Source organism: Stutzerimonas kunmingensis (genome assembly GCF_002929225.1).
Classification (GTDB): Bacteria; Pseudomonadota; Gammaproteobacteria; order Pseudomonadales; family Pseudomonadaceae; genus Stutzerimonas.
In genome coordinates, this window is sequence record NZ_PISM01000018.1 from 322,880 (window position 1) to 342,293 (window position 19,414).

Here is a 19,414-nt window from a genome sequence, read left to right on the forward strand (position 1 = left end):
TTAAAGGGCGACAACCTTACAAGATCGACGGCCGATTACAAGCCGCGCGCTTGTACCGACCAGCAGCTCAGCAGCCACAAGGGTTGCCTCCGATGCGCTTTGCTTATATTTTAGACAGTTATTTCCCGTGCAAAAATATGCCAGAAGCCCAATGATGCCTTCCAAATCAAAAGCTCCGAACTACCCCAAGAGCCATCTTCTGGCTGCCAGTGGTGTAGCTGCGCTGCTGAGCCTGGCGCTGCTTGTATTCCCATCACGTGAAGTCGAGGCGAAGAAGACCTTCATTGACTTGAAGCTCGAGTCCTCCTCGGGACAAATTGTCGTCGAGCCCGGCGACAGCCAACCAGGCCTGGTCGAGTCTCCCTTCGCTGTAACTGCCACGCTGGGCACATCATCCGAGGCCAAGAATGCTGAGCTACCGGAAGAAGAGGAGCTCACCCAGGCCCCCGCTCCGGAGTCAGACTCTCTGACGAAGACCGTGGTCGTGGCCAATGGGGATACGCTATCGACAGTATTTTCCAAAGTGGGCCTTTCCCCATCCGTCATGCATGCCGTCCTGTCGAGCAGCAAGGATGCCAAACAGTTTTCTCGCTTGAAGATCGGCCAGTCCCTTGAGTTTCAACTGACCGAGCAAGGCGGGCTAGCCGGCCTACGCAGCAAACTCAATAGTCTGGAAACGCTGGCGCTAGAGAAGACGCCTGACGGTTATTCATTCAAAAAAGAACAGATCAAGCCCGAAATCAGCTCCGTATACGCTCGCGGTGAGATTGATAGCAGTCTGTTTCTAGCCGCGAAGCGCGCGGGCCTCAGCCATAACCTGACTATGGATCTGGCCAACGTATTTGGCTACGACATCGACTTTGCACTCGACATTCGCAAAGGCGACAGCTTCGAAGTTATTTATGAAGAGAAGACCGTAGAGGGGCAACGCGTCGGTACCGGCAATATCCTCGCGGCACGCTTTACCAATCGGGGCAAAACCTATTCCGCCGTTCGCTACACCAATAAGGATGGAGCCACCAGCTATTACAATGCTGACGGTACCAGCATGCGCAAAGCATTCATCCGAACGCCGGTGGATTTTGCACGCATCAGCTCTCGCTTTTCCAATGGTCGCAAGCATCCGATACTGAACAAGATCCGAGCGCACAAAGGGGTTGATTATGCAGCCCCGCACGGGACGCCTATCAAAAGCGCCGGTGACGGCAAAGTACTGCTTGCCGGGCGCAAGGGCGGCTATGGCAACACGGTGATCATCCAGCACGGCCAGCGCTACCGCACGCTGTATGCGCACATGCAAGGTTTTGCCAAAGGTGTGCGTAATGGATCCGCCGTAAAGCAAGGTCAGATCATTGGCTACATCGGCACAACCGGCCTTTCCACCGGCCCGCATCTGCATTATGAGTTCCAGGTCGACGGCGTTCATGTCGATCCGCTAGGCCTGAAACTACCGATGGCAGATCCGATCGCTCGCAACGAAAAGCAGCGCTTCATGCAACTGAGCCAGCCTCTGATGGCACGGATGGACGAAGAGAAGGCCACCGTATTGGCCCTCAACCAGCAGTAATCGTGGCTCTTTATCTGGGGGTGATGTCCGGCACCAGTCTTGATGGCCTGGACATCGCGCTCATCGAGCAGACCACCCGCACTCGGCTGATAGCCACCCGCTTCCAGGAAATGCCTGCCAAGCTAAAGCAAGATCTACTCGCCTTGTGCTCGTCTGGACGGGACGAGCTGAAGCGCGCAGCTATTGCTGAGAACCAGTGGGCTACGCTCGCAGCAGAAACGGTTGATCAGCTGCTCATCGAACAGCAGCTTGCCCCGCAGTCGATACGCGCTATTGGCAGCCACGGTCAAACTATCAGGCATGAACCCCATCTCGGGTTCACGATTCAGATCGGCAACCCCGCTCTATTAGCGGAATTGACCGGCATAACCGTGGTTGGGGATTTTCGCCGACGCGACGTTGCTGCCGGCGGACATGGCGCACCGCTCGTGCCCGCTTTCCACGAATCCATCTTTGGCAATTCCCAGCGAGTCCGCGCGATTCTGAACATCGGGGGATTCAGCAATCTCAGCATTCTGTATCCGGGCAACCCTACCCATGGCTTCGATTGTGGGCCCGGCAACGTCCTGATGGACGCCTGGATTCAACGCAACAAGTGCTTGGCATACGACCGCAACGGCGATTGGGCGACGACCGGCATCGTGGATGAGGACCTACTCACCTTGATGCTCAACGAAGAGTTTTTCAAAACTCAGGGCCCCAAAAGCACCGGACGCGAGCTTTTCAACCTGGCCTGGCTGGATAGACTTCTCGCTGAACGGAAAGATCTGCAGCCTGCAGATGTCCAGGCGACGCTGCTCGAACTTACTGCGAGGAGCATAGCCGAGTCACTCATCGCCACTCAGCTGAACGTTGAGGAATTGCTTGTCTGCGGTGGTGGGGCGCATAACGCTGCGCTGATGCGAAGGTTACAGGTGCTGGCCCCGACCTGTGAGGTCAAAAGCACAGACAGCGAGGGGGTGCCGGCAGACTGGGTGGAGGCGATGGCATTTGCATGGTTGGCCCACTGCTGCCTGGAAGGCATCCCGGCAAATCGTCCCGCGGTCACTGGCGCACGGGGCTCTCGAATCCTTGGCGCAATCTATCCCGGTTGATGCCAGAAACGGAAACGCCGTGCAGCGCACGGCGCTTCGGGGCCACAGACATCAGATAGAAAACGACTGACCGCAACCACAGGTAGTCGTAGCGTTTGGATTCTTGATCACGAAACGAGAGCCTTCCAGCCCTTCCTGGTAGTCCACTTCTGCACCAGCCAGGTACTGGTAGCTCATGGGGTCGACCACGAGACTTACGCCCTCTCGCTCGATGATCGTATCGTCGTCGGCCACATCTTCATCGAAAGTAAAGCCGTACTGGAAACCCGAGCAGCCGCCTCCAGTGACGAAGACCCGCAGCTTCAAGCGCGGATTGCCTTCCTCATCGACCAAGCTCTTCACCTTGCTTGCCGCCCCCTGACTGAACTGGATGGCGGTGGGCGTGAAGGATTCGACACTCATTGGTTTCTCCTGGCGTGAAACGCCCTACTGCATTGACGGTGCATTATCGGCTTTCCTGACAAAACCGGTCAACTATTCGACCAGCTTCAGCGCCCCGATGTGAAAACCGGTTTATGGCAGGAGCGCCACATTTCCAAGCCCCAGTTTTTCATTCAGATCGAACAGGATATTCATATTCTGGATCGCCTGGCCGGATGCGCCTTTCACCAGGTTGTCGATCACGGACAGCACGACCACCAGGTCACCGTCCTGCGGACGATGTACGGCAATGCGGCAAACGTTAGCGCCACGCACGCTACGTGTCTCCGGATGACTGCCGGCCGGCATCACATCGACGAACGGCTCGTTGGCATAACGGCGCTCATAAAGGCGCTGCAGATCCACGGAAGTATCGGCAACGGTGGCGTACAGCGTCGCGTGGATACCACGGATCATCGGAGTCAGGTGCGGGACAAAAGTCAGCCCGACGTCACCTTGCGCTGCTCGGCGCAGACCTTGGCTGATCTCCGGCAGATGCCGGTGCCCTTTGACCGCATACGCCATCATGCTTTCGCCAGCCTCGGTGAACAGGGAACCGATCTTCGCTGCGCGCCCGGCACCGCTGACGCCCGACTTGCAATCCGCAATCAAGCACGAGGCATCTGCAAGACCATTTTCAAGCAGCGGTAGAAAGCCCAGCTGGGTAGCGGTCGGGTAACAGCCAGGAACGGCAATCAGGCGTGCCTTTCTGATCTGCTCGCGATTGACTTCAGGCAGTCCGTACACGGCCTCAGCGAGCAGTTCAGGCGCACCGTGAGCCTGCCCGTACCATTTCGCCCACTCTTCGGCATCCTGCAGGCGGAAATCAGCGGACAAATCAATGACTCGGGTTCCGGCTGCCAGCAACTCGCCAGCAAGTGCGTGGGCGACGCCATGAGGGGTCGCGAAGAACACCACGTCGCATCCACCCAATGTTGCTGCGTCCGGAACACTGAAAGCGAGGTCGTCGTAGTGGCCTCGCAGATTGGGGTACATGTCGGTGACCTTCACCCCATCCTCAGAGCGGGAGGTGATGACAGCCACTTCGGCCTGCGGATGCTGAGCAAGCAGGCGCAGCAATTCGACGCCCGTATAGCCTGTGCCGCCAACGATACCGACCTTGATCATGACCTGCCCTCAACTGGAAACGTAAAAGCGCGATGATAAAGCTGCTTTGATCGCGGGCCAACCGCCGGGATGACGGGGGCGAACGCAGCCACTACTATCGACGCATTCGCCCCCGCAGGATTCCATAGATGCTCTACCTTTGGCTCAAAGCACTGCACATCATCGCCGTCGTCTGCTGGTTCGCCGGACTTTTCTATCTTCCTCGCTTGTTCGTTTATCACGCGATGAGTGAGGATGAACCCAGTCGAGAGCGCTTCAAGATCATGGAGCGTAAGCTTTACCGCGGCATCATGCTTCCTTCCATGATCGCCACGCTGGTGTTTGGCATATGGATGGTCATTCTGAATCCCGGTTTGTTCGGTACAGGCGGCTGGCTTCACGCCAAGTTGGCGCTGGTCCTTGTATTGGTCGGCTATCACCACGTATGCGGCGCACAACTGAAGCGGTTTGCTCGTGACGAGAACATTCGCGGGCACGTGTTCTATCGCTGGTTCAATGAGGTCCCGGTCCTGTTTCTGCTGGCCATCGTGATCCTTGTCGTCGTCAGGCCCTTCTGAGCTGGCCGACAGCTGATCAGTTGAGTTCGCGAGCATTGTGTTACCTGACTCGGAAACCGGAGCATACGTTGTTGTATCCGCTGTTCCTCACCTCTAATCTGCCGCAACCATCCCTGTGACACGGACGCCACATGCAACAAGCTCAATTCAAAATCGTCTTCACCGGCGAACTTATGCCCGACATGCCGCTCGAGGCGGTAAAGGCAAACCTGGCCGTCCTGTTCAAGACCGACCCAAGCAAGGTCGAGCGATTGTTCAGTGGTCAGGCGGCCGTGATCAAAAGCAAGCTGAGCAGCCAGGAAGCCGACAAGTACATCGGCGCCCTGCACCGCGCTGGCGCCAGGGCATACAAAGAGCCTGAGCACACCAGCCCCACCCTGAGCCTTGTGCAGACGGATGAAGAACTGGCGGCGGCCCAAGGCGACAACCCACCTGCCGCGCTCATGACATGTCCTAAATGCGGGCACGCACAAAGCCACGCCAATGAGTGCAGTACATGCGGCATCATCATCGAGAAGTATCTGGCGCGTCAGGCGCGGCTTCATGAGAGTGCTGCGCCGCAGGGCGCCAGCGCAACGGTGTCACCTTACGCCCCGCCTTCTGCAAACGTCAGCGAAGCAATGCCTCGACATGGCGACCTCAAGCCTTTTTCCGTCACAGGCCGGATTGGCCGTCTGCGTTATCTAGCGTGGTCACTGGTGATCATGTTCGCGGCCACGGGCTTGTTCGGTGTCGCCGCGATAATGACGGCAATCTCCAGCACGATGGGGCTCATCTGCATGGGCTTGATCGGCATCGGCATGCTCGTGGTCAGCGTGCAGATCGGCGTTCAGCGCCTGCATGACTTCGGCTGGTCCGGCTGGCTGATCCTGCTCAATCTGGTCCCGGTGCTGGGCAGCCTGTTTCCCTTCGTCATGCTGCTGATGCCGGGGAGTCGGGAAGTCAATCGCTATGGTTCGCCACCACCGCCCAACAGCCGGTCGGTGAAGATCCTCGCCGCGCTATGGCTGCTGTTGATCATCTCCGGCCTAGTGGCGGCGCTGACCATCCCCGCGCTGGTGGAAATGCGTCAGGGAGCCGGCTTCTAGCTGCTGAAGCAGACCCTCAATCGGCCTGTACCGTGCGCCCCCTTGCCCACTCCCGCAGTGCATCGAGGCGCTCGGCCATGATAACCGACAGCGGCGATGTCGCACGAATGCAGTCGAGCAGCATCGCTTGATCGACATCCCGTTGCTGGGCCTGGCCGGCATAAACCGCGCTGACCACCACCTGCTCGATCTCGGCGCCGGAGAAACCATCACTCGCCCCGGCCAGTACCATCAGCCCCATATCATCAGGTTGCAGTTCGCGTCGCGTGAGATGGATGCGGAAGATCTCCGCACGCGTCGCGATATCTGGCAAATCCACGAAGAAGAGTTCGTCGAATCGCCCCTTTCGCAGCAGCTCTGCAGGCAGCCGATCGATGGCGTTTGCCGTAGCCACCATGAATACCGGCGCGGTACGCTCGGCCATCCACGTCAGCAGTGTGCCCAGTACCCGCTGGCTTACGCCGCCATCCATATCGCCGGTCGCCAAACCTTTTTCGATCTCGTCCATCCACAAAACGCAAGGCGCCATCTGTTCCGCGAGGGTCAGCGCTTCACGCAGGTTACGCTCGGTTTCACCGAAATACTTGTTGTACAAGCAGGCGAAATCCAACCGCAGCAACGGCAGCCCCCACAGACCGGCGACCGCCTTGGCGGCGAGGCTCTTGCCGCCACCTTGCACCCCGACCAGCATCACGCCGCGCGGTAGATCATCGCCCTGACCATCCAGAAACGCGCCCTGCCGCTCCGCCAGCCAACGTTTGAAATTGGCCAGACCACCCACCTCCGCGAAGCGGGCCGTCTCGTATTCGAACCCCAGCACCCCATCGAGATCCAGCAGCTGAAACTTGCTGCGATTGAGCTCGGGAAGATCCTCCTGGGTGATCGCACCGTCATCACAGATGACATTACGTGCCAGCGCCCGCGCCTCTGCATGGCTCAGGCCGCGCAGATTCTTCACCACCTGCTGCAACGTGCGATTGTCGGTGCGAACGCGAGCACCGCGATTACGCTCGCTCCAGCGGGTGGCTTCCTCGCGGACGATGGCAAGCAGCTCTTCCTCGGCCGGCAGCGAAAGGCTGAAGCGTGCAGCGTAGCGTTGCACTTCAGGCGGCAGCTTGAGCGCATGCGACACCAGTACGAGGGTCGGCGCCACAGGCGCTTCACTCATCGCAATGTCCTTCAGCAGTCGCACCAACTTCGGCTCATCGAGAAACGGATGCAGATCGCAGAAGACGTACAGGTTCGCCCGGGGATCGTGCTTCACCAGTTTCAGCGCCACGTCCGGCGCGCAGCTTTCCTCGCCGCCCTGCAGCTCGCCGCCAAAGGACAGATGGCGCACCCCCTCGGTCGCCGACCACAGGTAGAAGCCCAAGCCTTGGCGCATGGCAAGCCCCGTCAGCGTCTCGAGCACTCTGCGCTCGTCCCAGGACTCGACCAGCACCAATCGGACTCTCGAATCCAGAACCAAACCCAGATCATGAATATCGTTCTTCACATCACCTCCCTGTACAGCCTCACCACGGCTCATATGCCCTGATACACTGTTTGACCGACGCTCTCCCGGAGAACCGCCATGGATTGTCTGTTTTGCAAGATCGTGGACGGGGAAGTTCCCGCACGCAAGCTTTACGAGGACGATCAGGTTATCGCCTTCCACGACATCGCGGCTCAGGCCCCGGTGCACTTCCTGGTGATTCCGAAGAAACATATCGCCACCTTGCACGACCTGAACGAGGAGCACGACAAGGCGCTCGCCGGGCATATCCTCTTGACTGCGCAACGCCTGGCCGCAGCGCAAGGGTGTCAGGACGGTTTTCGCGTGGTGATGAACTGCAACGACCTAGGCGGGCAGACGGTCAACCATATTCACATGCACGTACTCGGTCAGCGGCAGATGCATTGGCCGCCAGGCTGACAGCCAAGCTCCCAACCTGCAGCCTCATCCACTGCCCGTGGCTCCAACCTGTTCCGGAGGATATATGACCAGCCAACGCCACTACTCCCCAGCTGACCGCTTGCTGACGCAGGCCGATTCGGCCCTGCGCACGCTGTTGCCTTTCAGTGGCCAGCCAGCACGCCCGTCGCCGGCGGTATTGAAGAACGAGGCCGAACTCAGCGAGAGCGAGACCCGCCACGTTGCCGGCCTGATGCGCATCAACCACACCGGCGAAGTCTGCGCTCAGGCGCTGTACCAGGGCCAGGCCCTGACGGCTCGCCTCCCGCAGGTACGTCGAGCGATGGAACAGGCGGCGGATGAGGAAATCGACCATCTGGCCTGGTGTGAACAACGCATCCGCCAGTTGGGCAGCCACACCAGCGTGCTCAATCCGCTTTTCTACGGGCTGTCGTTCGGGATTGGCGCCACGGCCGGTCTGATCAGCGATCGCATCAGCCTGGGCTTCGTCGCTGCTACTGAAGATCAGGTCTGCAAGCACCTGGACGAGCATCTTGGCCAGCTGCCGGCAAGCGACGACAAATCCCGCGCCATTCTCGAGCAGATGCGCGAGGACGAGCAGCAGCACTCCACCGCCGCCATCGAGGCCGGCGGCCTGCGATTTCCAACCCCGGTCAAATTCGGCATGAGCTTGGTATCCAAGGTCATGACCAAGGCGACTTATCGCATCTGACGTTTGCCATGAAAAAGGGCGCCGAAGCGCCCTTATCAATGACAATGCTGCTGAAGCCTACGCATGACGCGGCATGTTACGCGCGTAGAAAATTTCCAGCATCTCGTGACGCAACCGTTTCTCGACCTGCTTGCGCTGCTCCGGAGAAAGATTGCTGGTCGCATCGCCGAACAGATAATTCTCCAGCTCGAAGTCCTTGAGCAGCATCTTGGTGTGGAACAGATTCTCCTGGTACACATTCACATCGGTCATCTGATAGACCGAGCGCGTGTCATCAGACAGGTAGTTCTGGATCGAGTTGATCTCGTGATCAATGAAGTGCTTCTTGCCCTCGACATCCCGGGTAAAACCGCGCACGCGATAATCCACGGTGACGATATCCGAATCGAACTGGTGGATCAGATAGTTGAGCGCCTTCAGCGGCGAGATAACGCCGCAGGTTGAAACATCAATATCGACGCGAAACGTGGCGATACCGTCCACCGGATGTATTTCCGGGTAGGTATGCACGGTGATGTGGCTTTTGTCGAGGTGCGCAAGGATGGTTTCGGGCAGCGGGCCAGGCGACTCCTCGATCTGACTGTCAGTTGGCGTCACCGGTTGTTCGGAGATCAGAATCGTCACGCTGGCGCCCTGCGGCTCGTAATCCTGGCGGGCAATGTTGAGTATGTTGGCGCCAATGATGTCTACAACATCGGTCAGAATCTGTGTAAGCCGCTCGGCGTCGTATTCTTCATCGATGTACTGCACATATGCCTGCTGGTCTTCAGACGTCTCGGCATAGCAGATATCGTAGATGTTGAAGCTCAAGGTCTTGGTCAGGTTGTTGAACCCGTGAAGCTTGAGTTTGCTTTTCACCATTGGAAACATTCTCTTGTCGGGGCTCATGCCCGTCGGACACCGAAGCATCTGAGCAGGACGGTAAACACCTCTTCGCGCCGGTGACGGCCGTTATTGCAATGGAATGAATGACACCCGAATCAATTGGGGCTGCGCATGATGCAGAGCGGGGGGGCTTGTCTAAAGCGTCACCAGACCCACCCCCATCGATTGAGATAGCCGATAGCGGTCAGTCGAGTTCGACCATCTCGTAAGCATGGCTGATCTCGACGCCGGCACGACCAAGCATGATTGAGGCCGAGCAGTACTTCTCCGCCGAAAGCTCGACCGCGCGCTTGACCTGGGCCTCCTTCAGCGAGCGCCCCTTGACGACGAAACGCAGATGAATCTTGGTAAACACCTTTGGGTCTTCGGATGCACGGTCGGCCTCAACGAAGACTTCGCAACTATCCACAGCCTGCCGCGACTTTTTCAGAATGCTCACTACATCGAAGTTACTGCAGCCACCCAGGCCAAGTAGCAGCATCTCCATAGGGCGTACGCCAAGGTTACGTCCGCCGTTCTCGGGCGGGCCATCCATCACCACGACATGTCCGCTGCCGGACTCGCCAAGGAACATCGCACCGTCGACCCATTGAATGCGCGCTTTCATCGCCAGCTCCAATAAAAACAGGGCGGCTAGCTTAGCATGGGCCTTTAAATCGACAGCGTCACATACGCGACTAAAGGTGCGTTGACCCACACGTTTCGCCTGTCGCAACTTTGCAACTGCTCCGCCTTGGTCTGTTAAGCTCACGAAAGCTGAATGACAGCCACATATAACAATAATCAGTCTTTATTGAATACTTATCCGGGACCCACAGCATGGTAGCTATCTCTCTTACGCCCAAGATAAAGAATATCGACAAGTTGCTCGCCCATTGCCATAGACGGCGGTACACGGCGAAGAGCACGATCATTTACGCAGGCGACCGTTGCGAGTCGCTCTTTTTCATCGTCAAAGGCTCGGTCACCATCCTTATCGAGGATGACGACGGTCGCGAGATGATCATCGCCTATTTGAATGCAGGCGACTTTTTCGGAGAGATGGGGCTTTTCGAGAAAGAAGGGGCGGAAAAGGAACGCAGCGCCTGGGTCCGCGCAAAGACCGAATGTGAAGTTGCCGAACTGAGCTATGCGAAGTTTCGCGAGCTGACCCAGCAGGATCCGGACATCCTCTACGCCCTCGGCAGTCAGATGGCCGAGCGTCTGCGCAACACCACACGCAAGGTCGGCGACCTGGCCTTCCTCGACGTTACCGGCCGTGTCGCGCGTACCTTGCTCGACCTGTGCAAGCAGCCCGACGCCATGACTCATCCGGACGGCATGCAGATCAAGATCACCCGCCAGGAAATCGGCCGTATCGTCGGTTGCTCCCGCGAGATGGTCGGTCGGGTGCTCAAGAGCCTGGAAGCCCAGGGTCTCGTCTATGTCAAAGGCAAGACCATGGTGGTATTCGGCACTCGCTGATCCTTCAGACCGCTACCTGCCAGCGCGCAATGCGCGGGGCAGGCGGTCACTCCGGATCGGCAGCGACAGGGGCCGCACGGCCGCGCGAACGATCAGGGTAGAACAGGCGCTGCAGCTCTACGCCAGGTTGCTCGGCGCGCATGAACGCCTCGCCCACCAGGAATGCGTAGACCAGGTTTATTTCCATCAGCTCGACATCGGCACGATTGAAGATCCCGCTCTCGGTCACCACCAGACGATCCTTTGGAATCCGCGGCAGCAGATCCAGCGTGGTTTCCAGATTGACCTCGAAGGTATGCAGGTTGCGGTTGTTGATGCCCACCAGCGGCGTTTCCAGACGCAGCGCACGTTCGAGTTCGGTAGCGTCGTGCACCTCTACCAGCACGTCCAGCCCCTGCTGCTTGGCCACCGCTGCCAGCTCGTGCATACGCGCATCGTCCAGTGCCGCGACGATCAGCAGAATGCAATCGGCGCCAAGCGCGCGCGCTTCGATCACCTGATACGGGTCGATCATGAAATCCTTGCGGATAACCGGCAGCGAGCAAGCCGCCCGCGCCTGCTGCAGATATTCATCGGCGCCCTGAAAGAAATCGATGTCGGTCAACACCGACAGGCAAGCAGCGCCCCCGGTCTCGTAGCTGGCGGCAATCTCGGCGGGCAGGAAGGGATCGCGAATGACCCCTTTACTCGGCGATGCCTTCTTCACCTCAGCGATAACGGCAGGCTCCTTGCTGCGCACCCGGCGCTCAAGCGCGGCCGCGAAGCCACGCACCGGATCGGCAGCTGCGGCACGCTGCTCCAGCTCACCCAGCCCGACCTGGCGACTGCGCTGCGCAACCTCCTCGAACTTGCGGGCGATGATCTTCTCCAGAACGGTCGGCACGCTCACTTTTGATTCTCCTGCTTGAATACCGCGGTGAAGGAAACCAGCTCCTCCAGCTTGTCACGCGCCAACCCGGTGCTGAGGGCATCGTGGGCCATCTCGACACCCTGCTTCAGGCTGCTCGCCAGATCGGCTGCGTAAAGCGCAGCGCCAGCGTTGAGCACGATCATGTCGGCAGCCTTCTGCCCGTTCTCGCTCTGCCGACGCCCCAGCGCATCGCGGATCAAGGCCAGCGAGCCCTGAGCGTCCTCTACGTTCAGGCCGATCAAGCTCTGGCTCTTGATGCCAAAGTCCTCGGGCTGAATGCTGTATTCACGGATCTCACCATCCTTCAGCTCGGCAACATGCGTCGGCGCGGCGAGGCTGATCTCGTCCAGCCCATCCTGCGCATGCACCACCAGCACATGCTTGCTGCCCAGACGCGCCAGCACTTCGGCCATCGGCCGGCACAATGCCTTGCTGAACACGCCAAGCACCTGATGGCGGACGCCGGCCGGGTTGGCCATGGGGCCGAGGATATTGAACAGCGTACGTAGGCCGAGTTCGCGGCGCGGGCCGGCCGCATGCTTCATGGCGCCATGATGGGCCGGGGCGAACATGAAGCCGACGCCGACCGTATCGACACTGCGCGCCACCTGCTCGGGCGTCAGGTCGAGGAAGACCCCGGCCGCCTCGAGCAGATCGGCGCTGCCGCTCTTGCCGGATACCGCGCGGTTACCGTGCTTCGCGACCTTGCCGCCAGCGGCCGCAACGACGAACGAGGCGGCAGTGGACACGTTGAAGATATTCATGCCGTCGCCACCGGTGCCACAGGTGTCGACAAGCTTGTCGGTGTCGAAACGCACCGGGGCGGCAAGCTCACGCATGACCTGCACCGCGCCGACGATCTCGTCGATGGTTTCGCTCTTCATGCGCATGCCCATGAGGAACGCACCGACCTGCGCATCAGTGCATTGACCGGTCATGATCTGCCGCATCACCGCCTGCATCTCTTCGGTGGTCAGGTCCAGCTGACCGACGATGCGGTTGAGGGCTTCCTTGATATCCATCAGCGCACGCCTCCGGTCTGCTTCAGAAAATTCGCGAACAGCTCATGGCCCTGTTCGGTGAGGATCGATTCGGGGTGGAACTGCACGCCCTCGATGTTCAGCGTCTTGTGTCGCAAGCCCATGATCTCGTCGACCGAGCCATCCTCCAGCTGGGTCCACGCCGTGATCTCCAGGGACTCGGGCAATGTCTCGCGCTTGACCACCAGCGAGTGGTAACGGGTGACGGTCAGCGGATTATTGAGCCCGGAGAACACACCCTGGTCATGGTGAAACACCGGGCTGGTCTTGCCGTGCATGGCCTGCCGAGCACGTACCACATCGCCACCGAAGGCCTGACCGATGCTCTGGTGGCCGAGGCAAACGCCGAGAATGGGCAACTTGCCGGCGAAATGACGGATCAGCTCCAGCGACACACCCGCCTCGTTCGGCGTGCACGGGCCCGGCGAGACGACGATGCGCTCCGGATTCAGCGCTTCGATCTCGGCCACGCTCAGCTCGTCGTTGCGCACCACCTTGACGTCGGCACCAAGCTCGCCGAGGTACTGCACGACGTTGTAGGTAAAGGAATCGTAGTTATCGAGCATCAACAGCATGATCAGTTCTCCTGCTGGTCGCGTTCGGCCAGGGCCACCGCACGGAACATGGCGCGGCGCTTGTTCAGGGTCTCTTCCCATTCGAGTGCCGGCTGCGAGTCGGCGACGATGCCGGCACCGGCCTGCACGTGCAGCTCGCCGTCCTTGATCACCGCGGTACGAATTGCGATGGCGGTATCCATGTTGCCGTTCCAGGCCAGATAGCCGACCGCGCCGCCGTAAACGCCACGCTTGACCGGCTCGAGTTCGTCGATGATTTCCATGGCGCGAATCTTCGGTGCACCTGAGAGCGTGCCGGCCGGCAGGATCGCGCGCAGCGCGTCCATCGCCGTCAATGGCGCCTTGAGCTGGCCGGTGACGTTGGAAACGATGTGCATGACATTCGAATAGCGCTCGATGACCATCTTCTCGGTAAGCCGCACCGTGCCGGTCTCGGCGACACGACCGACGTCGTTGCGCCCCAGGTCGATCAGCATCAGGTGTTCGGCAAGCTCCTTGGCATCGCTGAGCAGGTCCTGCTCCAACGCCAGATCAGCTTCTTCGTTGGCACCGCGTGGACGCGTGCCGGCGATGGGGCGGACCGTGACCAGGCCTTCCTCGACCCGCACCAGCACTTCTGGCGACGACCCCACCACGTGGAAGTCACCGAAGTTGAAGAAGTACATGTAGGGCGTCGGGTTGAAGCAACGCAGCGCGCGGTACAGATCGATGGGTGCGGCCTTGAACGGGATCGACATGCGCTGGGAAATCACTACCTGCATGCAGTCGCCGGCGAGGATGTAGTCCTTGATGCGGTTGACCGCCTGCTCGTAATCCTCGCGGCTGAAGCTGGAGCGGAAGGTCGGCTCGGCGCCGTTGCTCTTTTCGAAATCCAGGCCCAGGCGCGGCGTGATCGACTGGCGCAGCTTTGCCCGCAGCGCTTGCAAGCGAGCCTGGCCCGCCTCGTAGGCGTCCGGCTGCGACGGGTCGACCAGCACGATGCAGTGCAGCTTGCCAGCGAGGTTGTCGAACACCACCACGGCGTCGGACACCATCAGCAGGATATCCGGCGTGCCCAACGGATCGGGATTGGGGCAGTTACCCAGTTTGCGTTCGACATAACGCACGCTGTCGTAGCCAAAGTAGCCCACCAGGCCGCCATTGAAGCGCGGCAGGCCCTCCACCGGCGCGACGCGGTAGCGCTGCTGGAAGGACTCGACGAACGCCAGCGGATCTTCGACCTCACAGGTTTCGGTCTCGACGCCATCGGTAGTTATGCTGATGCGGTGATCCTGCACGCGCATTACAGTGCGGCAAGGCAGACCGATGATCGAATAGCGCCCCCACTTCTCGCCGCCCTGGACGGACTCGAGCAGGTAGGAATTCGGCGCATCGGCCAGTTTCAGGTATAGCGACAACGGGGTGTCGAAGTCGGCGAGGGTCTCGAACGACAGGGGAATGCGGTTATGGCCTTCGGCGGCCAAACGCAGGAATTCTTCGCGGGTCATGTCAGCCTCGTGGTCTGAGGAGGGTTCGAACGAACAACGGCAAACGCGCCGGCCTGGCCGGCAGGAAAAGTCAGGCGCGCCAGCGCCAACGGGCCAGGGCCTTGATGACTTTCATCCATTGTCTGCGGGTGAGCACCACGAGCGGATCTCTTCGGGGGGTCAAAAAGAGTCCGGCCACACTAGCGCAGCCCCGGAGCCGAAGCAACCAGCTCGCGCAGGTTGTCGAGCACCAGCGCTGGCTGCTCATTCGCGATGGGCTCGCCGTGGTTGTAGCCATAAGTGAGCGCGACACAGGGGACCGCCGCCGCCTTCGCAGCCCGCACGTCATTGCGCGAATCCCCCACGAACAGCGATTCGCGGGGCGCAACGCCCGCCTTGTCCATCACCCAGAACAGCGCCGCCGGATCGGGCTTCTGCTGCGGCAAGGTATCGCCACCGACCAGCCACTGGAAGTAACCGGCCAGCCCCTTCTCCTCCAGCAGCGGTTCGATGAACTGCGCCGGCTTGTTGGTGATGATCGCCAGCTTCACCTCGCGCTCGCGCAGCCAATCCAGGCATTCGCGAACGCCCGGATAGACGGTGGTTAGCTCATGGCCGCCGGAGTATGCCTGCATGAACAGCGCCAGCGCCTCATCGGCCAGCTCGTCGGCCACACCGTCATGGTTCAGCTGACCGGCCAATGCGCGACGCACCAGCACGCGCGAGCCATTGCCGACCCAGTCGCGCACCCGCTCGATGCCGGCGGGCTCGCGACCAAGCAGCATCAACATCTTGTCCACCGCCGCGGCCAGGTCCGGCACTGAATCCATCAGGGTGCCGTCCAGGTCGAACATCACCAGCCGTGGCAATTTGCCGTCGAACAGTTGCTCCAGGCGAGTCATGGCCGGGCAAGCGCCAGCTCGGCGCGCATCTGGTCGATCACGGCTTTGTAATCCGGCTGGTTGAAGATCGCCGAGCCGGCAACGAAGGTATCGGCGCCCGCCGCAGCGATTTCGCGGATGTTCTTCGGATTGACGCCACCATCGATCTCCAGGCGAATCTCGCGACCGCTGGCGTCGATCAGCGCACGCGCTTCGCGCAGCTTGTCCAACGTGTTAGGAATGAATTTCTGTCCGCCGAAACCCGGGTTGACGCTCATCAGCAAGACCATGTCGACCTTGTCCATGACGTACTTGAGCACGTCCAGCGGCGTGGCCGGGTTGAACACCAGGCCGGCCTTGGCACCGCCGTCCTTGATCAGCTGCAGCGAACGGTCGATGTGCTCCGAGGCTTCCGGGTGAAAGGTGATGTAAGTCGCGCCGGCCTCAAGGAAGTCGCCGATCATGCGATCCACCGGCTTGACCATCAGATGCACGTCGATGGGCGCGGTCACGCCGTGCTTGCGCAGCGCCGAGCAGACCATCGGGCCGATGGTCAGATTGGGGACGTAGTGATTGTCCATCACATCGAAATGGACGATGTCGGCGCCAGCGGCCAGCACGTTGTCCACTTCCTCACCCAGACGGGCGAAATTGGCGGAAAGAATCGAAGGGGCGATAGCGAACGGCTGCATGACGACCTCGGGTAGCACGGGCGGAATGCCGCGCATTGTACCCGAGGGTCAGGGTTGCGGCGCGCCTGACATTCATTGCGGATGCCGGCGAGCCGCTAGGTCGGATCAGGTCAGCTCATCGAAGCACTCACCGATGATGGCCAGGCCACGGTCGAGCAGTTCGTCTTCCGCAGTCAGCGGCACCAGCACACGCAGCACGTTGTAGTAGGTGCCACAGGACAGCAGGATCAGCCCCTTCTCCCGCGCCCGGGCGACGATCTGCGAGGTCAGGGCCGCAGCCGGTCGCGCATGATCGCCGTCCTCGAACAGCTCGATTGCGATCATCGCGCCCAATCCGCGCACCTCGGCGATCTGTGGGTGGCGCGCCTGAATCGCCTGGAGTCCGGCGACGAGCTTCTGCGCCACCGCCTGACAGCGCTCCAGTAGCCGTTCTTCCTCGAAGATCTCCAGCACCGCCAGCGCGGCTGCACAGGACAGCGGATTGCCGGCGTAGGTGCCGCCCAGCCCGCCGGGCGCAATGGCATCCATGATCTCGGCCTTGCCGCACACGCCGGCAATCGGGAAACCACCGCCAACAGACTTGGCGAAGGTGGTCAGGTCGGCGACCACACCCATCTGTTCCATGGCGAAGAAGGTGCCGGTACGCCCGGCGCCGGTCTGCACTTCGTCGGCGATCAGCAGGATGCCGTGCTCGTCGCACAGTGCGCGCAGGCGAGCCATGAAATCCTTCGGCGCGACATTGAAGCCGCCCTCGCCCTGCACCGGCTCGATGATGATTGCGGCGATGTCGCGTGGCTCGGCGTCGTTCTTGAAGATGCGCTCGATGCTGGCGATCGAGTCATCGACGCTGACGCCATGAATGGCGCAGGGGTACAGCGCACGGAAGATACCGCCGGGCATCAGGCCCATTCCAGCGGAGTACGGCGCGACCTTGCCGGTCAGCCCCAGGGTCATCATGGTGCGGCCATGGTAGGCGCCGGTGAAGGCGATCACGCCGGCACGCCCGGTGGCGGCGCGGGCGATCTTCACCGCGTTTTCCACCGCCTCGGAGCCGGTAGTGACAAGCAGGGTCTTCTTGGCGAAATCACCCGGCACCCGCGCGTTGATCTTCTCGCACAGCTCGACGTAGGGCTCGTAGGCCAGCACCTGGAAGCAGGTGTGGGTGAGCTTGTGCAGCTGATCTTCCACCGCCTTGACGATCTTCGGGTGCAGGTGACCGGTATTCAGCACGGCGATGCCACCGGCGAAATCGATGAACTCGCGGCCTTCGACGTCGACCACGCTGCTGTTCTTCGCGTGATCGGCAAATATCGGATGGATCTGGCCGACGCCACGGGGAACGGCGGCGACACGGCGTTGCATAAGGGATTCGTTGGTCTTGCTCATAAGCTCCTCGGTAGCCGCTCATCGTCGGCACGGGTCATGAAGAACGCCAGGAAGCGGGCGCGGCAGCATACGATGATCGACTGCCGCGCCATCCAAAGCGTTCGGATTACAGTAAAACTCCGTGCATTATTTTGCACGCCTGTTTTAGGCCGCAGGCGTCAGATACCGCCCAGGCACAGGTATTTGATTTCCACGTATTCATCCAGGCCGTACTTCGAACCTTCACGGCCGAGGCCGGATGCCTTCATGCCGCCGAACGGCGCCACCTCGGTGGAGATCACCCCGGTGTTGATGCCGACCATGCCGTACTCCAATGCCTCGGCGACGCGGAACACCCGGCTCAGGTCGCGGGCGTAGAAATAGGCGGCGAGGCCGAACTCGGTGTCGTTGGCCTGGCGGATCACCTCAGTCTCGTCGCGGAAGCGGAACAACGGCGCCAGCGGGCCGAAGGTTTCCTCGCGCGCCACGGCCATCTCGGCAGTGACGCCGCCCACCAGCGTCGGCTCGAAGAAGTTGCCACCCAGCGCATGGGGTTTGCCGCCGGTCAGCAGGGTGGCGCCCTTGGCGAGGGCGTCCTGCAGATGGCGCTGCACCTTGGCCACTGCCGCGGCATCGATCAGCGGACCGGTAGTGACGCCCTCCTCCGCACCGTTGCCGACCTTCAGCCGCGCCACCGCAGCGGAAAGTTTGTCGACGAAGGCGTCGTAGATGCCGTCCTGTACGTAGATGCGGTTGGCACACACGCAGGTCTGCCCGGCATTGCGGTACTTGGAGATCATCGCGCCCTCGACCGCCGCATCCAGATCGGCGTCGTCGAAGACGATAAAGGGCGCGTTACCGCCCAGCTCCAGCGAGAGCTTCTTCAGCGTCGGCGCGCACTGCTGCATCAGCTTGATGCCCACCGCCGTCGAGCCGGTGAACGAGAGCTTGCGCACGATAGGGTTTTCACAGAGTTCGCCACCCACCTCACGGGACGTGGCGGCATCGGCGGTGATCACGCTGAACAGTCCCGCCGGGATGCCCGCACGCTCGGCGAGCGCGGCCAGCGCCAGTGCGGAAAACGGTGTTTGTGGTGCCGGCTTGAGGACCATGGCACAACCGGCCGCCAGCGCCGGGCCGGCCTTGCGGGTGATCATGGCGCTGGGAAAATTCCACGGCGTGATCGCCGCGGTGACGCCGACCGGCTCCTTCTGCACCAGGATGCGCTTGTCGCCGGCATGGGCAGGAATCACATCGCCATACAGGCGCTTGCCCTCCTCGGCGAACCACTCGAGAAAGGATGCGGCGTAGGCTACCTCGCCCCGCGCCTCGGCCAACGGCTTGCCCTGTTCGGCGGTCATGATCCGCGCCAGGTCTTCCTGATTCTCCAGCATCAACTCGTACCAGCGCCGCAGGCGCCCGGCGCGCTCCTTGGCAGTCAGCGCGCGCCAGGCGGGTTGTGCCGCCTGGGCGGCTTCGATGGCGCGGCGGGTTTCGCCGCGGCCCATGTTCGGCACGGCGCCGATCAGCTCGCCGGTGGCCGGATTGAAGATTTCGGTGCGCGCGCCACTGTCGGCCTCGCACCACTCACCGTTGAGATAGGCGGTTTGGCGCAACAGATCGGGTTGCCCAAGTTGCAGAGTCATGTGCGTATT

General features: G+C 60.9%; 19 protein-coding genes and 1 pseudogene. 7 read left to right on the forward strand and 13 right to left on the reverse strand.

Annotated elements, in window-relative coordinates; genetic code table 11:
- Positions 1-151 precede the first annotated feature (151 nt).
- Together CW305_RS12120 and CW305_RS12125 are read left to right on the forward strand one after the other, a co-directional pair.
- Positions 152-1,567 (forward strand): peptidoglycan DD-metalloendopeptidase family protein, encoded by a 1,416-nt coding sequence (locus CW305_RS12120; protein WP_044314600.1) that lies wholly within the window; start codon positions 152-154, stop codon positions 1,565-1,567.
- Between the two features lie 2 nt (positions 1,568-1,569).
- Positions 1,570-2,661 (forward strand): anhydro-N-acetylmuramic acid kinase, encoded by a 1,092-nt coding sequence (locus tag CW305_RS12125; RefSeq protein WP_101275976.1) that lies wholly within the window; start codon positions 1,570-1,572, stop codon positions 2,659-2,661.
- Positions 2,662-2,712: 51 nt separating this feature from the next.
- Here CW305_RS12125 and erpA read toward each other — a convergent pair whose 3' ends face one another.
- Both erpA and argC read right to left on the reverse strand, forming a co-directional pair.
- Positions 2,713-3,063, reverse strand: coding sequence for an iron-sulfur cluster insertion protein ErpA (gene erpA, locus CW305_RS12130; protein ID WP_003285497.1), 351 nt, complete (start codon positions 3,061-3,063; stop codon positions 2,713-2,715).
- A gap of 111 nt (positions 3,064-3,174) precedes the next feature.
- Positions 3,175-4,209, reverse strand: coding sequence for an N-acetyl-gamma-glutamyl-phosphate reductase (gene argC, locus CW305_RS12135; RefSeq protein ID WP_104098004.1), 1,035 nt, complete (start codon positions 4,207-4,209; stop codon positions 3,175-3,177).
- A gap of 128 nt (positions 4,210-4,337) precedes the next feature.
- Between argC and hemJ the strand changes: the two genes are divergently transcribed.
- Positions 4,338-4,766, forward strand: coding sequence for a protoporphyrinogen oxidase HemJ (gene hemJ, locus CW305_RS12140; RefSeq protein ID WP_014821649.1), 429 nt, complete (start codon positions 4,338-4,340; stop codon positions 4,764-4,766).
- 131 nt (positions 4,767-4,897) lie between these two features.
- Positions 4,898-5,854 carry a DUF805 domain-containing protein gene (locus CW305_RS12145; protein ID WP_104098005.1) on the forward strand — a complete coding sequence of 319 codons (957 nt, stop codon included), beginning with the start codon at positions 4,898-4,900 and terminating at the stop codon, positions 5,852-5,854.
- Positions 5,855-5,870: 16 nt separating this feature from the next.
- On the opposite strand, the gene CW305_RS12150 is transcribed toward CW305_RS12145, so the two are convergent.
- Positions 5,871-7,349, reverse strand: a complete 1,479-nt coding sequence (locus CW305_RS12150) for an AAA family ATPase (RefSeq protein ID WP_104098006.1) — start codon at positions 7,347-7,349, stop codon at positions 5,871-5,873.
- A gap of 78 nt (positions 7,350-7,427) precedes the next feature.
- Between CW305_RS12150 and CW305_RS12155 the strand changes: the two genes are divergently transcribed.
- Positions 7,428-7,769, forward strand: coding sequence for a histidine triad nucleotide-binding protein (locus CW305_RS12155; RefSeq protein ID WP_104098007.1), 342 nt, complete (start codon positions 7,428-7,430; stop codon positions 7,767-7,769).
- A 64-nt stretch (positions 7,770-7,833) separates the two neighbouring features.
- Entirely contained in the window at positions 7,834-8,481 is a 648-nt protein-coding gene (gene coq7 / locus CW305_RS12160) for a 2-polyprenyl-3-methyl-6-methoxy-1,4-benzoquinone monooxygenase (RefSeq protein WP_104098008.1), read from the forward strand.
- A gap of 57 nt (positions 8,482-8,538) precedes the next feature.
- Here the strand turns inward: coq7 and speD are convergent, their stop codons facing one another.
- On the reverse strand, positions 8,539-9,339 hold the full coding sequence (gene speD / locus CW305_RS12165; RefSeq protein WP_031297947.1) for an adenosylmethionine decarboxylase: 801 nt from the start codon (positions 9,337-9,339) through the stop codon (positions 8,539-8,541).
- Between the two features lie 211 nt (positions 9,340-9,550).
- The gene (locus tag CW305_RS12170) at positions 9,551-9,973 is read right to left on the reverse strand and encodes an OsmC family protein (protein WP_044314547.1); all 423 of its coding nucleotides are present in this window, start codon (positions 9,971-9,973) and stop codon (positions 9,551-9,553) included.
- A gap of 212 nt (positions 9,974-10,185) precedes the next feature.
- Here CW305_RS12170 and crp point away from each other — a divergent pair, with 212 nt between their 5' ends.
- Entirely contained in the window at positions 10,186-10,830 is a 645-nt protein-coding gene (crp, locus tag CW305_RS12175; protein ID WP_014821656.1) for a cAMP-activated global transcriptional regulator CRP, read from the forward strand.
- A 46-nt stretch (positions 10,831-10,876) separates the two neighbouring features.
- Here crp and trpC read toward each other — a convergent pair whose 3' ends face one another.
- The 8 genes and pseudogenes from trpC to gabD form a co-directional block, all read right to left on the reverse strand.
- Complete coding sequence (gene trpC, locus CW305_RS12180; protein ID WP_104098009.1) at positions 10,877-11,719, reverse strand: indole-3-glycerol phosphate synthase TrpC; 843 nt, start codon at positions 11,717-11,719, stop codon at positions 10,877-10,879.
- Positions 11,716-12,762: an anthranilate phosphoribosyltransferase gene (gene trpD / locus CW305_RS12185; RefSeq protein ID WP_023445871.1), complete on the reverse strand. Its 1,047-nt coding sequence runs from the start codon at positions 12,760-12,762 to the stop codon at positions 11,716-11,718. Before trpD ends, trpC begins: the two co-directional genes overlap by 4 nt.
- Complete coding sequence (locus CW305_RS12190) at positions 12,762-13,355, reverse strand: aminodeoxychorismate/anthranilate synthase component II (RefSeq protein ID WP_104098010.1); 594 nt, start codon at positions 13,353-13,355, stop codon at positions 12,762-12,764. The genes trpD and CW305_RS12190 overlap by 1 nt, the downstream gene beginning before the upstream one ends.
- Positions 13,356-13,357: 2 nt before the next feature.
- On the reverse strand, positions 13,358-14,842 hold the full coding sequence (gene trpE, locus CW305_RS12195; RefSeq protein ID WP_104098011.1) for an anthranilate synthase component I: 1,485 nt from the start codon (positions 14,840-14,842) through the stop codon (positions 13,358-13,360).
- Between the two features lie 70 nt (positions 14,843-14,912).
- Positions 14,913-15,723 (reverse strand): annotated as a pseudogene (locus CW305_RS12200) (phosphoglycolate phosphatase).
- Positions 15,720-16,394: a ribulose-phosphate 3-epimerase gene (rpe, locus tag CW305_RS12205; RefSeq protein WP_044314548.1), complete on the reverse strand. Its 675-nt coding sequence runs from the start codon at positions 16,392-16,394 to the stop codon at positions 15,720-15,722. Before rpe ends, CW305_RS12200 begins: the two are co-directional and overlap by 4 nt.
- 105 nt (positions 16,395-16,499) lie before the next feature.
- Positions 16,500-17,780, reverse strand: coding sequence for a 4-aminobutyrate--2-oxoglutarate transaminase (gene gabT, locus CW305_RS12210; RefSeq protein ID WP_104098012.1), 1,281 nt, complete (start codon positions 17,778-17,780; stop codon positions 16,500-16,502).
- A gap of 158 nt (positions 17,781-17,938) precedes the next feature.
- Positions 17,939-19,405, reverse strand: coding sequence for an NADP-dependent succinate-semialdehyde dehydrogenase (gabD, locus tag CW305_RS12215; RefSeq protein ID WP_104098013.1), 1,467 nt, complete (start codon positions 19,403-19,405; stop codon positions 17,939-17,941).
- Positions 19,406-19,414 lie beyond the last annotated feature (9 nt).

What these genes read in the sequence shown, in the direction of transcription:
- CW305_RS12120 (WP_044314600.1), top strand. Translation starts at nt 152, where the DNA reads ATGATGCCTTCCAAATCAAAAGCTCCGAACTACCCCAAGAGCCATCTT.
- erpA (WP_003285497.1), bottom strand. Translation starts at nt 3,063, where the DNA reads ATGAGTGTCGAATCCTTCACGCCCACCGCCATCCAGTTCAGTCAGGGG.
- argC (WP_104098004.1), bottom strand. Translation starts at nt 4,209, where the DNA reads ATGATCAAGGTCGGTATCGTTGGCGGCACAGGCTATACGGGCGTCGAA.
- hemJ (WP_014821649.1), top strand. Translation starts at nt 4,338, where the DNA reads ATGCTCTACCTTTGGCTCAAAGCACTGCACATCATCGCCGTCGTCTGC.
- CW305_RS12145 (WP_104098005.1), top strand. Translation starts at nt 4,898, where the DNA reads ATGCAACAAGCTCAATTCAAAATCGTCTTCACCGGCGAACTTATGCCC.
- CW305_RS12155 (WP_104098007.1), top strand. Translation starts at nt 7,428, where the DNA reads ATGGATTGTCTGTTTTGCAAGATCGTGGACGGGGAAGTTCCCGCACGC.
- coq7 (WP_104098008.1), top strand. Translation starts at nt 7,834, where the DNA reads ATGACCAGCCAACGCCACTACTCCCCAGCTGACCGCTTGCTGACGCAG.
- CW305_RS12170 (WP_044314547.1), bottom strand. Translation starts at nt 9,973, where the DNA reads ATGAAAGCGCGCATTCAATGGGTCGACGGTGCGATGTTCCTTGGCGAG.
- crp (WP_014821656.1), top strand. Translation starts at nt 10,186, where the DNA reads ATGGTAGCTATCTCTCTTACGCCCAAGATAAAGAATATCGACAAGTTG.
- trpD (WP_023445871.1), bottom strand. Translation starts at nt 12,762, where the DNA reads ATGGATATCAAGGAAGCCCTCAACCGCATCGTCGGTCAGCTGGACCTG.
- CW305_RS12190 (WP_104098010.1), bottom strand. Translation starts at nt 13,355, where the DNA reads ATGCTGTTGATGCTCGATAACTACGATTCCTTTACCTACAACGTCGTG.
- trpE (WP_104098011.1), bottom strand. Translation starts at nt 14,842, where the DNA reads ATGACCCGCGAAGAATTCCTGCGTTTGGCCGCCGAAGGCCATAACCGC.
- rpe (WP_044314548.1), bottom strand. Translation starts at nt 16,394, where the DNA reads ATGCAGCCGTTCGCTATCGCCCCTTCGATTCTTTCCGCCAATTTCGCC.
- gabT (WP_104098012.1), bottom strand. Translation starts at nt 17,780, where the DNA reads ATGAGCAAGACCAACGAATCCCTTATGCAACGCCGTGTCGCCGCCGTT.
- gabD (WP_104098013.1), bottom strand. Translation starts at nt 19,405, where the DNA reads ATGACTCTGCAACTTGGGCAACCCGATCTGTTGCGCCAAACCGCCTAT.